General features: G+C 62.4%; 13 protein-coding genes. 8 read left to right on the forward strand and 5 right to left on the reverse strand.

Annotation, left to right across the window (positions count from 1 at the left end; translation table 11 throughout):
* Window positions 1–60: 60 nt before the first annotated feature.
* The 3 genes from ENE74_RS14120 to ENE74_RS14130 all read right to left on the reverse strand — a co-directional run bounded on the left by ENE74_RS14120 (window position 61) and on the right by ENE74_RS14130 (window position 3,458).
* A complete protein-coding gene (locus tag ENE74_RS14120; protein WP_127691573.1) occupies window positions 61–753 on the reverse strand; it encodes an esterase/lipase family protein in 693 nt (230 codons plus the stop codon).
* Window positions 754–775: 22 nt separating this feature from the next.
* Window positions 776–3,091, reverse strand: coding sequence for an ATP-dependent Clp protease ATP-binding subunit ClpA (gene clpA, locus ENE74_RS14125; protein WP_127691574.1), 2,316 nt, complete (start codon window positions 3,089–3,091; stop codon window positions 776–778).
* Between the two features lie 169 nt (window positions 3,092–3,260).
* A complete protein-coding gene (locus ENE74_RS14130; protein WP_127691575.1) occupies window positions 3,261–3,458 on the reverse strand; it encodes a DUF1192 domain-containing protein in 198 nt (65 codons plus the stop codon).
* A 154-nt stretch (window positions 3,459–3,612) separates the two neighbouring features.
* Between ENE74_RS14130 and ENE74_RS14135 the strand changes: the two genes are divergently transcribed.
* From ENE74_RS14135 to msrA, 6 genes are all read left to right on the forward strand, one after another.
* Window positions 3,613–4,593: an NAD(P)H-quinone oxidoreductase gene (locus tag ENE74_RS14135; RefSeq protein ID WP_127691630.1), complete on the forward strand. Its 981-nt coding sequence runs from the start codon at window positions 3,613–3,615 to the stop codon at window positions 4,591–4,593.
* Window positions 4,594–4,714: 121 nt separating this feature from the next.
* Window positions 4,715–5,599: a UDP-2,3-diacylglucosamine diphosphatase gene (locus tag ENE74_RS14140; protein ID WP_127691576.1), complete on the forward strand. Its 885-nt coding sequence runs from the start codon at window positions 4,715–4,717 to the stop codon at window positions 5,597–5,599.
* 14 nt (window positions 5,600–5,613) lie between these two features.
* Window positions 5,614–6,642, forward strand: coding sequence for a glycosyltransferase family 4 protein (locus ENE74_RS14145; protein ID WP_127691577.1), 1,029 nt, complete (start codon window positions 5,614–5,616; stop codon window positions 6,640–6,642).
* A 141-nt stretch (window positions 6,643–6,783) separates the two neighbouring features.
* Complete coding sequence (locus tag ENE74_RS14150) at window positions 6,784–7,485, forward strand: DUF1013 domain-containing protein (protein ID WP_127691631.1); 702 nt, start codon at window positions 6,784–6,786, stop codon at window positions 7,483–7,485.
* Between the two features lie 154 nt (window positions 7,486–7,639).
* Window positions 7,640–9,352 carry a long-chain-fatty-acid--CoA ligase gene (locus ENE74_RS14155; protein ID WP_127691578.1) on the forward strand — a complete coding sequence of 571 codons (1,713 nt, stop codon included), beginning with the start codon at window positions 7,640–7,642 and terminating at the stop codon, window positions 9,350–9,352.
* A gap of 72 nt (window positions 9,353–9,424) precedes the next feature.
* Window positions 9,425–9,958: a peptide-methionine (S)-S-oxide reductase MsrA gene (gene msrA, locus ENE74_RS14160; RefSeq protein ID WP_127691579.1), complete on the forward strand. Its 534-nt coding sequence runs from the start codon at window positions 9,425–9,427 to the stop codon at window positions 9,956–9,958.
* 45 nt (window positions 9,959–10,003) lie between these two features.
* Here msrA and aqpZ read toward each other — a convergent pair whose 3' ends face one another.
* Window positions 10,004–10,699: an aquaporin Z gene (gene aqpZ / locus ENE74_RS14165; RefSeq protein ID WP_127691580.1), complete on the reverse strand. Its 696-nt coding sequence runs from the start codon at window positions 10,697–10,699 to the stop codon at window positions 10,004–10,006.
* Window positions 10,700–10,777: 78 nt separating this feature from the next.
* Here aqpZ and ENE74_RS14170 point away from each other — a divergent pair, with 78 nt between their 5' ends.
* Entirely contained in the window at window positions 10,778–11,065 is a 288-nt protein-coding gene (locus ENE74_RS14170) for a hypothetical protein (protein WP_127691581.1), read from the forward strand.
* 3 nt (window positions 11,066–11,068) lie between these two features.
* Here the strand turns inward: ENE74_RS14170 and ENE74_RS14175 are convergent, their stop codons facing one another.
* Window positions 11,069–12,034: an L-threonylcarbamoyladenylate synthase gene (locus tag ENE74_RS14175; protein WP_127691582.1), complete on the reverse strand. Its 966-nt coding sequence runs from the start codon at window positions 12,032–12,034 to the stop codon at window positions 11,069–11,071.
* A gap of 98 nt (window positions 12,035–12,132) precedes the next feature.
* Here ENE74_RS14175 and ENE74_RS14180 point away from each other — a divergent pair, with 98 nt between their 5' ends.
* Window positions 12,133–12,975: an ATP-binding protein gene (locus ENE74_RS14180; protein WP_127691583.1), complete on the forward strand. Its 843-nt coding sequence runs from the start codon at window positions 12,133–12,135 to the stop codon at window positions 12,973–12,975.
* The last annotated feature ends 3 nt before the right edge of the window (window positions 12,976–12,978 follow it).

Below are 12,978 nucleotides of genomic sequence, written 5' to 3' on the forward strand. Positions count from 1 at the left end.
GGGAAATTGCGCTGTGTCGGGGATCACGGACTGTCGAGGTATTGGTTGCTTGTCCTGATGCTACGCCGCAGGTCTGTGAAATCTGCCATGCCGCAGGAAATGGACTATGTTTTGGGCAACTGGACGTGCATAAATCATGGCTGTGTGGGTGACCGGCAGAACGAGATGATCGGTTTGGGCTAGAAGATGTGTGGCAGCAACGCTAACCTTGCCGTCATTGGGAGCACCAAAAACGATATTTGGGAGGAAGCCGTTGAACGTGCTTTCTCCCGCGATAATACCGAGCGGGTAGTCGATGTGGCCAAGAGCGGCCTCGATCATGTCAGGGCGTTTCGTTCGCAGCAGGTCCCCAGCCTTGTTAAGAATAAGCGTATGAAGTCGCAGCCGGTAAAGAAGGTCGGCCAGTTCACTGCCGCCATTAGGCGTGCCTAGCATCACGACTCTGCCCATATTGACCGGGCGATGCTGCGCAAGGTAGGCACGCAGAATAAGGCCGCCCATGGAATGACCAATGAAATGTAATTGCCTGCCGTCAATGACCGGGGAAGCACTTATACGCCTGTAAAGATGGTCGATCACGCGATCGATGGGCCAACGCCAGCTTGGGTAACCGATGTTGGCAACATAATAGCCGGATTGGCGCAGGCGTCGCGCCAGCAGGGTGGTCTGGATTGGGTGGCCGCCAAAGCCGTGAAGGAGGACGATGCCATCCGGCACCGCCCTCCCTTCATCCGGGGCTATGGGCAGAGGCATGCAAGTCCATCATGCAGGCAGCCTACTTCGCCTTGACAGCGGCCTTCGGCTTTCCGCCCTTTTTCCCCTTTTTCGGGGCGGCGGGAATGATCTCGAAGGCGAGGGCATCGTCCTTCAGGCGGACATGGACTTCGCCGCCGTGGACAAGCTTGCCGAACAGCAGTTCCTCGGCCAGCGGTTGCTTGATCTTCTCCTGCATCAGACGGCCCATCGGGCGCGCACCATAGAGCTTGTCGTAACCGCGCTTCGTCAGCCAGTCCTTCGCCTCGTCGTCCAGCGTGATATGGACTTCGCGGTCGGCCAGTTGCAGTTCGAGTTGCAGCACGAACTTGTCGACCACGCGGGCGACGACTTCGGTCGGCAGATAGGCAAACGGCACGATCGCATCCAGGCGGTTGCGGAACTCGGGCGTGAACAGCTTCTTTACCGCTTCCTCGCCCACATCGTCGCGGGTGAGGGTGCCGAAGCCGATGCCTTCCCTTTCCATGTCCGACGCACCGGCATTGGTGGTCATGATGAGAATGACATTGCGGAAGTCGACTGTCTTGCCGTGATGGTCGGTCAGGCGGCCGTTATCCATCACCTGCAACAGGATGTTGAACAGGTCGGGATGCGCCTTTTCGATTTCGTCGAGCAGCAGCACGCAATGCGGCTGCTGGTCAATGGCGTCGGTCAGCAGGCCACCCTGATCGTAGCCGACATAGCCCGGGGGTGCGCCGATCAGGCGGCTGACCGAATGCCGTTCCATATATTCCGACATGTCGAACCGCTGGAGCGGGATGCCGAGCAACTGGGCGAGTTGCCGCGCCACTTCCGTCTTGCCGACGCCGGTCGGGCCGGAGAACAGATAATTGCCGATCGGCTTGTCAGGATCGCGCAGGCCTGCGCGGCTCAGCTTGATCGCCGACGACAGCACTTGGATCGCCTTGTCCTGGCCGAAGACGACTCGCTTCAGGTCCGTGGAGAGCGTTTCCAGCACGGTCTTGTCATCCGACGAAACCGTCTTGGGCGGGATGCGCGCCATGGTGGCGATCACGGCCTCAATTTCCTTGGGCGTGATCGTCTTCTTGCGCTTCGACGGGATCACCAGCATCTGCATCGCGCCGACCTCGTCGATCACGTCGATCGCCTTGTCGGGCAATTTGCGGTCGTTGATGTAGCGCGCGGAGAGTTCCACTGCCGCCTTGATGGCATCAGGTGTATATTTGACGTGATGATGATCCTCGAAGGCGCTGCGCAGCCCGGCCAGAATCTTGATCGTATCCTCGATGGTCGGTTCGTTCACGTCAATCTTCTGGAACCGGCGCAGCAGCGCGCGGTCCTTTTCGAAATGATTGCGAAACTCCTTGTAGGTGGTCGAGCCGATGCAGCGGATGGTGCCGCCCGACAAGGCCGGCTTGAGCAGATTGGAGGCGTCCATCGCCCCGCCGCTGGTCGCGCCTGCGCCGATCACGGTATGAATCTCGTCGATGAAGAGCACCGCATCGGGCATCTTTTCCAGCTCGTTGACGACGGCCTTCAGTCGCTCCTCGAAATCGCCACGATAGCGCGTGCCGGCGAGCAGCGCGCCCATGTCGAGCGAGTATATGACCGCGTTCTTCAGCACTTCGGGCACTTCGCCCTCGACGATCTTACGCGCCAGTCCTTCGGCAATCGCCGTCTTGCCGACGCCGGGATCGCCGACATAGAGCGGGTTGTTCTTCGACCGGCGACACAGAATCTGGATCGTGCGATCCACTTCCGCGCTGCGCCCGATTAGCGGATCAACCTTGCCCTTCTGCGCCTTCTCGTTGAGGTTGACCGTGAACTGGTCGAGCGCACTGTCCTTCTTGCCCTTGCTGTCCTGCTTCTTCTCGTCTTCCACGGCGCCCTTGACCTCTCGCGGTTCGGGCGCGGCGGTTCCCTTGCCGACGCCATGGCTCAAGAAACTGACCGCGTCGAGGCGGCTCATATCCTGCTGTTGCAGGAAGTAGACGGCGTAGCTTTCGCGTTCCGAAAACAGCGCCACCAGCACGTTGGCGCCGGTCACTTCGTCCTTGCCCGACGACTGCACATGCAGGATCGCGCGTTGCACGACGCGCTGGAAACCGCTGGTGGGGGAGGGGTCGGTCGCGCCCTCGACCTTCAGGCTATCGAGCTCAGTGTCGAGATACTGTGTCACCGCATCGCCGAGTTCGCCCAGGTCAACGCCGCAGGCCTGCATGACCTTCGAGGCATGATCGTCATCGATCAGCGCCAGCAAAAGATGCTCCAGCGTCGCATATTCGTGACGCCGTTCCGATGCATGGGTCAGCGCGTTGTGCAATGTGGTTTCAAGCGCGGCGGCGAAGGAAGGCATGTGTTTTACTCCTGTGCCCATGAGACGGGCGACCTGAACCCAATGTCGGCATCGCATGGCAGACGATCAAGGGATCGCAATCTGAGAGCGGGTCTCGCTTGCCGTTCCATGACTTTTGGCTGCGCTCTTCCGCTCTTGTGCCGGAGGGGTAGGGCAGCCCATTCCAAGGTCATTTGCGGAACAAGGCCTCTGCGCTGGCCATATGGGCGACGGCATAGTCACGTCGCTGTTGCGTCCGCGCAATTTCCGCGCGCAGCGTTTCCATGCGTGCGTCCAGATCGGCGACCGACAACGGATCGAGATCCTGCCGCGTCAGTGCAGCCAGAATATCATCAGCCTTGCGTGGCAGATTTTCGTCGATGTCCATCTCGCGAATGTTGACCCATATTGGCACTCTGTCAATAAGGGCGCCAACGGCACAACCTGTTTTCTGCGGCAATGCAGCATCGGGTCAGGGAGAACAGCCTGTGGCAATTGAAGACCCATCTTCGCCTGCGGTGTCGCCAACCATCGCTGAAACGATGACCGCTATCACCATTGCCAAACCCGGTGGTCCCGAGGTGCTTGTTCCTGAAACGCGTGCCGTACCTTCGCCTGCCGACGGCGAGGTGTTGATCCAGGTCCACGCGGCCGGGGTCAACCGCCCCGATGTTCTTCAGCGACAGGGGAAATATCCGCCGCCGCCAGGCGCGTCCGATATTCCCGGGCTTGAAGTTTCCGGCACGGTTGTGGCCGTCGGGTCGGACAGCGACACATCGCTTGTCGGGCAGGCTGTATGTGCACTCATCACAGGCGGCGGCTATGCCGAATATGCGCTCGCGCCGGTCCGCCAGTGCCTGCCGGTGCCGCACGGCTATGATATGGTCGAGGCAGCGGCGTTGCCCGAAACCCTCTTCACCGTCTGGACCAATCTGTTCGAGCGGGCCTATGTCGTCGCCGGTGACACGGTCCTGGTGCATGGCGGCACCAGCGGCATCGCGACGATGGCCATCAGCCTGTGCCGCCTGTTCGGCATCGCCATCATCGTGACCTGCGGTTCGGATGCCAAGTGCAAGGCGGCGCTCGACTGGGGCGCGAGCCATGCAATCAACTATCGCAGCGCAGATTTCGTGGCAGAGGTCATGCGGATCACGCAAGACGAGGGGGTCCAGGCCGTGCTCGACATGGTGGGCGGGGACTATGTACCCCGGAACCTCGCCTGCCTCGCCCCTGACGGGCGGCATGTGTCGATCGCCGTGCTGGGCGGGCCAAAAGCCGAAATCTTCATACCGCAGATCATGCAACGGCGGCTGACCCTCACCGGGTCGACGCTGCGCGCGCGATCGGTTGCCTTCAAGGGGCTGGTAGCGGACGAGCTGGCCCGCAATGTATGGCCGCACGTCGTAGCGGGCGAATTGCGTCCGGCGATGGACCGCTGCTATCCACTCAAAGACGCCGCGGCCGCCCATGCCCGCATGGAAGCGGGCGACCATGTCGGAAAAATTGTGCTGCGTATCGAATGACGGACCCGCGAGCGGTGTCCTAACCCGCTGAAACGTAGCATTTCCGTCATATTTCAACTCAAATTGTAACAGAATGTGGCTAGTGCTTCGCGTCCAAGGACATCATCCCTTGGGGGTTTGCATGGATACGATTACCCGACTTCCGTTCCTCGCCGATGTTGATGAACTGCATGAGGTCGATCTTCTGGTGCCGGAAGCCGATGTCGCGGGACGGCGTCGTTACCGGACAATCTGGATTTCCGACATTCACCTGGGTACGCGCGGTTGCAACGCGGCCATGCTCATCGATTTTCTCGACAATGTCGACAGCGAAACCATGTATCTGGTGGGCGATATCATCGATGGGTGGCGGCTGAAGAAAAAGTTCTACTGGCCCGCGACCCATAACGATATCGTCTGGCGGATCATGAAGCGGGCGAAGCGCGGTACGCGCGTCGTCTACATTCCGGGCAATCATGACGAGATGTTCCGCCAGTTCACCGGACTCAATTTCGGTGGCGTGGAAATCCGGCGCAAGGCAATCCACGAAACTGCTGACGGTCGAAAGTTGCTGGTGCTGCATGGTGACGAGTTCGACACGATCATGCTCGCCCACCGTTGGCTCGCCTTCGTCGGCGACGCGGCCTATCATGCGTTGATGAGCCTGAACCTGTGGGTCAACAAGGTCCGCAACTGGTTTGATCTTCCCTATTGGTCGCTGTCGAAAATGGCCAAGCACAAGGTGAAGAACGCCGTCGAGTTCATTTCGAAGTTCGAGGAAGTGGTGGCGCACGAGGCAGGCGCACGTGGCGTGGACGGCGTGGTGTGCGGCCATATCCACAACGCCGAAGTCCGCGAAATTGCCGGTATCGAATATTATAACGATGGCGACTGGGTCGAAGGATGCACGGCGCTGGTCGAGCATTTCGACGGGCGTATGGAAGTGCTGCACTGGGCCGACGAGATCGCTGCCCGGCCGTCTGCCGACGCGGCCCCGGCGCAGCGTACGCCTCGGCTGGCGGCCTGAGGGACGCGCGCCTCATGCGGGTCGTGATCGTCACCGATGCCTGGGCGCCGCAGGTGAACGGCGTCGTGCGGACGTTGCAGTCCGTCAGTGCCCAGCTGACGCGAATGGGGCACCAAGTGCGAGTGATTTCACCCGACCAGTTCGGCTCCATTCCCTGCCCCACTTATCCCGAAATACGCCTGGCGATGGCCCGCGCACGCACGATCGGGCGGGCGATTGCGACCTTTGGCGCGGATGCGGTGCATCTGGCGACCGAAGGGCCGTTATGCCTTGCGGCGCGGCGCTGGTGCCTGCGCAATGCCGTCCCGTTCACCACCGCCTATCACACCCATTTCCCGGACTATGTGGCAAAGCGCACCGGATTGCCCGCCGCGTGGTTCTGGCGGTACATCCGCTGGTTTCATGGCCCGGCGCAGGCCGTGCTGGTATCCACGCGATCGGTGCGGGAGCAATTGCGGGCGCATGGCATCGCACAGGTGAGGCCCTGGGGGCGCGGTGTCGATCAGACGGGATTCACGCCCGATGCCTCCCCCCCTGCGATGTTCGCGGATCTGCCGCGACCAATTCAGCTTTATGTCGGTCGGATCGCCGTTGAGAAGAATCTCGAGGCCTTTCTGCGGTCCGGCCATCCCGGCACGAAGGTGATTGTTGGGGATGGTCCGGCACGGGCGGCGCTGGAACAGGCCTTCCCGGATGCGCTGTTTGCAGGGCCGATGTCCGGGGCGGCATTGGCAGGGGCTTATGCCGGTGCCGATGTTTTCGTGTTCCCCAGCCGTACCGACACATTCGGGCTGGTGATGATCGAGGCCTTGGCCTGCGGCACCCCCGTGGCGGCCTATCCGGTGACGGGCCCGATCGACATTGTGACGCGCGAAACGGGCGACCTCGCGGAAACGCTGGATGATGCCATTGCCCTTGCACTGACAAAGGATCGTGCGGCCTGCGCCGCCTATGGCCGCAGCTTCAGCTGGGAGGCGAGCGCGCGCCAGTTTCTGTCCGGCCTGCATCCGGTGGCCCCCGCCATGCTCGAGGATGCTGCCTGACCGGACGGGGTGCCGGGGTCACCCGTTCCTTGCCCTTGCCGTGTCCGGCGGATTGGACTACAGAATAATTACACAGGCCGTCCCGCAAGGGGCGGCCCTTATTGTTTGCAGTTTCGGAGAGCTTTCGTGTCCCAGCCGCTCATGCCCCATGCGACCGCCAGTTGGCTGGTCGACAATACCGCCCTCAGCTTCGACCAGATTGCCGAGTTTTGCGGCCTTCACATTCTTGAGGTGCAGGCGATCGCGGACGACACCGCTGCGACCAAATATACCGGTCGCGATCCGGTGCGCGCGCACGAACTGACGATGGAGGAAATCCACAAGGGCGAAAGCGACCCCGATTATCGCCTTAAAATCCAGAAAGGCCCGGAGCCTGTCCGCCGTACCAAGGGGCCACGCTACACGCCTGTCTCCAAGCGGCAGGACAAGCCCGATGGTATCGCCTGGATCATCCGTAATCACCCGGAAATCTCCGACGGTGCGATCGGCAATCTGATCGGCACCACGCGCACCACGATCCAGGCGATACGCGACCGCAGCCACTGGAACATTGCCAACATCGTGCCGAAGGATCCCGTAACTCTCGGCCTTTGTTCGCAGCGGGAATTGGATGCGCTGGTGGCGAAGGCGGCGAAGAAGGCCGGCATCGAAGCGCCGACGGATTCGCGTCTGGATGGCGACAGGGCGGCACTGATCGAGGAACTGCGGCGCGAGCGCGACGACAATGTCCGTCGCGCGGAAGAAGCGTTGCAGGCCGAATCCGCGGCAGCCGCCGAGGCCGCCTTCATCAACGGGACGACCCCGATTCTCGATCCGTTCAGCGGCAACAAGAGCGAAGTCTGAGAGCGCCGTTCCGGTTGAGGAACGGTCACTGAAATTGATAGAGGCGTGGTGCCGTTACGGCATCGCGCCTTTTGTTTTGTCAGCCCCGATGGAACGCCTTTCCGCCGATATTACGCGATTGCCAGCGTCATTTTCTCCACTTACATTCATGTAAATGGAGAGCGAAAACACAGCGTGGACCACGCATTATAACCATCCGACGCCGTGGGAGCAGACGTTCCCGCCGCTGACCCTGACCGACATGTTCGTCAATAGCGCCATTGCCCATCCCAGGGCACCGCTCATCGACTTCATGGGTCGCAAATACAGCTATGCCGAATGCCTCGACGGCGTGCGTCGCGTCGCCTGCGGCCTTCAGGACATGGGGCTGAAAAAGGGGGACCGGGTCGGCCTGTACCTGCCCAATGTGCCGCATTATGTCGCAGCCTATTATGGCGCGATGCTGGCGGGGGCGACGGTCGTCAATTTCTCGCCGCTCTACACGGCGGCTGAACTGGCGCATCAGGTGGAAGACAGCGGGACCAAAATCCTCTTCACCCTGTCCGCCAAGGCATTGCTTCCGACGGCGCTCAAGGTGCTGGAAAGCAGCAGTCTGGAGACGCTGGTGGTGGGATCGATCGCCGGGGCATTGCCGACCGGCAAATCCATCTTGTACCGCATGTTCAAGAAAGACGAGACAGTCGAGCGGCCGCACGATCAGCGTGTCATCGCTTTCTCCAAACTGATCGCGAACAAGGGCAGCTGTGCACCGGTCGCGGTCGATCCCGAAGATGTGGCGCTGCTGCAATATACCGGCGGCACGACCGGCCAGCCCAAGGGCGCGATGCTAACGCATCAAAACCTGAGCGCCAATGCGCGGCAGGTCCAGGCGATCGACCCGCAGGCGCCCGGCACCGGCATCGACCGGATCATCGGCGTGCTGCCCTTCTTCCATGTTTTCGCGAACACCTGCACACTCAATCGCACCGTCCTGATGGGGGGTGAGATCGTCATGCTGCCGCGGTTCGATGCGGTGCAGGTGCTCGCCGCGATCCAGCGTACCGAGGCGACGTCGCTGCCCGGCGTGCCGACGATGTATCAGGCGCTGCTGGATCATCCGGCGACGCGCAACATCGATTTTTCCTCGCTGCGGGCCTGCATATCCGGTGGCGCGCCGCTGCCGCTTGAAGTCAAGCAGCGGTTCGAGGCGACGACGGGCGCGAAACTGGTCGAAGGCTATGGCCTGACCGAGAGCAGTCCAGTGGTCTGCTCCAACCCCTATGCCGGGCTGAACAAGACGGGCACCGTCGGCCAGCCTCTGCCCGGCACGTTGGTGAAGATCGTCGATCGCGAGGATCCCACCCGCCCCGCACCGGATGGCGAGCCGGGCGAACTGCTGTTTTCCGGGCCGCAAATCATGAAGGGCTATTGGCAGCGGCCCGATGCCGATGCCGAAGTCTTTGTCGGTCGCTGGCTGCGCACGGGCGACGTCGGCCTGATCGACGAGGACGGTTATGTAAAGATCGTCGACCGCCTCAAGGACATGATTTCGGTCGGCGGGTTCAAGGTGTTCCCGAGCCAGATCGAAACGATCCTGTACCATCATCCGGCGGTGAAGGAGGCGCTGGTGATCGGCATTCCCGATGCCTATCGCGGCGAATCGCCCAAGGCATTCGTCACGCTCCAGGACGAAGCGGCGGAGAGCGATACGCCACCTGACGCGGAACAGCTAAAGGCGTGGCTTAACCCGCAGCTTGGCAAGCATGAACGGGTGGTCGCGGTGGAAATCCGCATTGCGTTGCCCAAGACGCTGGTGGGGAAGCTTTCCCGCAAGGAACTGGTGGCGGAGGAACGAGCAAAAGCGGCCGCTGCGATGGCGGCTGGGTAAGCCAGTCGCTTGTGTGATCGCTTGTGCGTCCTATCTAGGGCGTCTGGGGTTCCCTCTAGTCAAGGACTTTGCATGGCGCAGGAAATCGCAACGCTGGCGGGCGGATGCTTCTGGTGTACGGAGGCCGTCTATACCCGGCTGAAAGGCGTATCTTCGGTGACCAGCGGCTATATCGGCGGCAGCGTTGCCGATCCCACCTATGAACAGGTGTGCAGCGGGCGGACCGGCCATGCCGAGGCGATCCGCATCGTTTTCGATCCCGATGTCATCAGCTTTGGCGACCTGCTGGATATTCATTTCGCGACGCATGATCCGACGACGCTGAACCGGCAGGGCAATGACGTGGGCACACAGTATCGTTCTGCGATCTTTCCGCACGACGCCACGCAGCATGCCGAAGCTGAGGCGGCCATTGCCCGTGCGCAGCCCGATCATCGCGATCCGATCGTCACGACGATCGAACCGCTTTCGACATGGTATCCCGCTGAAGATTATCATCAGCAATATTGGGACAGGGTAGGGACGAAGAACCCCTATTGCATGGCTGTCATCCCGCCCAAGCTGGCGAAGCTGAACAAGAAGTTCGCCGAGCGGCTGGAGGCATAGGGCTATTCTTGCCTCGTCAGCATGACGGGGTGAAGTGCCTTGACTTTATTCGGCGTGCAGCACCCTGTGGGTGAAGCCGCCGAGCAAGCCACCCAGAATTGGCGCGACCCAGAACAGCCAGAGCTGTTGCAGCGCCAGCCCGCCTTCGATAAACGCTGGCCCGGTTGAGCGCGCCGGATTGACCGACGTGTTCGTCACCGGGATCGAGATGAGGTGGATGAGAGTGAGCGCAAGGCCGATCGCCAGCGGCGCGAAGCCGACCGCCGCATTCTTGCCGGTCACGCCCATGATGATGAACAGGAAGAAGAACGTCAGCAGCACTTCGGCAAGGAACGCCGGAACCAGGCCATAGCCGCCGGGCGACCCCTCGCCATAGCCGTTGGCGGCAAGGCCGTTGACGGGCAGCGCGAAATCCGGTGCGCCGCTCGCGATGACATAGAGCGCCGCCGCTGCGGCTATGCCGCCTGCGACCTGGGCCGCAAGGTACAGCGGAATATCCCGTGCCGGGAATCGTCCGCCCGCCCACAGGCCAAATGTCACCGCGGGGTTGAAATGCCCCCCCGAAACGCCGCCGACGGCATAGGCCATGGTGACGACCGTCAGGCCGAACGCCAGCGATACGCCAACCAGGCCGATGCCGACATCGGGAAAGCCCGCCGCGATCACGGCACTGCCGCAGCCGCCGAATACCAGCCAGAAGGTTCCCATCAATTCCGCTATGGCGCGGTTCATGTTGTTCATGGCATGGTTCCCCCGAGCAGATGATGCAGCATCAGACTGTACGTCAGGTGCATTAAATCGTTTCGGGAGCCATTACAAATGCAACGCCAGCCAGATCGCCGTTTCTCGCCGCTTTGCCTGACGCCGCTTGCGCTGCTGTTGCTGCCGGGTTGCATCGCAAAAACGGCTGTCGATATCGTGACGCTGCCGGTGCGGGCAGGCGCACAGGCCGCCGACTGGGCCACGACCAGCCAGGACGAATCGGATCGCAACTACGGCCGCAAGATGCGCAAGCAGGAAGAGCGCGAAGGCAAGGAGCGCAAGAAGGCCGACAAGGAACGGCGACGGCAGTGTCGCGAAGCTGGTTACGACGATTGCGGCCGATAAGCGTCAGGCAGCGGCGCGGCGCAGACGGTCGTTGATCGCCGCCCCAATGCCGTCGTGCGGGATCGGCGCGATGGCGATGCGACTGGCCGCGCTTGCATCGGCCAGATGCAGCGCCGCGAACAGATTGGCGGCGGCTTCCCGGATGTCGGCGTCTGCGCTCAGATTATAGTGCGACGGCATCAGGCCGAAGCCGATCAGATATTCGTCCCGTTCGGCCTGTAGCGCGTCGAGGCGCAGCGGCTTGCCTGGCGCATAATGGCTTGCCATTTGCCCCGGCGCTTCAATGCTCGCCGTCGCGTCATCGGGGCCGCTGGTCACGACAGGGAGATTGCATGCCCGTTCGAGCATCTGGGCCGTGATCGATCCGGGGCGAAGCAGGCGGATACGGTCGTTTTCAGGCGCGACGATCGTCGATTCCAGACCCTCGCTGGTCGGCCCGGCATCGAGAATCATGCGAATGCGCCCGCCGATGCTGGCCAGCACATGCTCGGCCCGCGTCGGACTAATGCCACCGCTGCGGTTGGCGGAGGGTGCTGCCAGCGGCTTGCCACTTTCCCGGATGAGACCGATCATGGCAGGATGAGCGGGAAGGCGCAGCGCGATCGTGGGCAGCCCGGCCGTTACGCGCGGCGCAATCCCGGCATCCGGGCGCAGCGGCAGCACCAGCGTCAACGGGCCGGGCCAGAAGGCATTCGCCAGCGCGAGCGCCGCCGGTGCGAACAGCGCAATCCGTTCCGCCATGGGGCGATCGGCGACATGAACGATCAGCGGATTGAAACTCGGGCGTCCCTTGGCCGCGTAAATGGCGGCCACGGCTTGGTCGTCGGTCGCGTCGGCGGCAAGCCCGTAGACTGTCTCTGTCGGGACCGCCACCGGTTCCCCCGCGCGGATAAGGGCGGCGGCCTCACGCAACGCGGCGGTATCATAGCGGCTGATCCGCGTGGTCTGGATAGGCTGGGAGATGGTCACGATCCCGCGCTATAGCTCTACTGCCGCACGCATAGAAGGCCAAAGCGTCAGAACCGTTACGCTTGCGACCGGCCTGCGTGCCCGATAGAGGCGTTCGCATGACCGATCAGCCGCCCGACCTCCATCTTTCCCGTATAGCGGATGCCCTGGAACGGCTTGTGCAAAATCATGTGCCGCCCGCGATCCCACCGGTGGATATGGCAGTCGGGCCTGCTTATGTGTGGGACGGGCAGGCGATGCGCGCCGTCGCTGCCTTTGCGCCGATCGACTTCGCGTTGCTTGGCGGCATCGATGCGCAGAAGGACAGGCTGTACGAGAACAGCCGTCGCCACGCAGCGGGATTGCCCGCGCATGATGTGTTGCTGTGGGGTGCGCGGGGAACGGGGAAATCGGCAACGGTCGCGGCGGCGATCGGCCGGTTGCAGCAGGAGGGCGCGGACATCGCGCTGGTGCAATGCGCGACCGATCAGCTTGCCAGCCTGCCCGCCCTGTTCGCCTTCCTGCGCGGCAGCACCCGCCCGTTCGTCCTGTTCCTCGACGATCTTGGCTTTGACGATGCGGGAGCGGACGTGCGCCTGTTGCGGTCGTTGCTGGAAGGCGGCGCGACGGCCCGTCCGCCCAATGTGCGCTTGTATGTGACGTCGAACCGGCGTCATCTGGTGCCGCGGTCTCTGGAGGAGCAGGGAGACCCGATCAATCCGCGCGATGTGGTGGACGACAAGCTGGCGCTCTCCGACCGTTTTGGCCTCAGCCTGGGTTTCCACAATCTCGATCAGGATGCCTATCTGGCGATCGTCGCGGGCTATGCCGCGCGGTTCGGGCTGGATTTCGTGCCGCTCGATGCGGTGCAGTGGGCGACGCAGCGGGGCAGCCGGTCGGGGCGCGTGGCCTGGCATTATGTCGTGGAACTGGCGGGCAGGGCGGGCAAGCGGCTGCTTTAGGGT

This window comes from Sphingobium algorifonticola (assembly GCF_004005485.1).
GTDB classification, from domain to species: Bacteria; Pseudomonadota; Alphaproteobacteria; order Sphingomonadales; family Sphingomonadaceae; genus Sphingobium; species Sphingobium algorifonticola.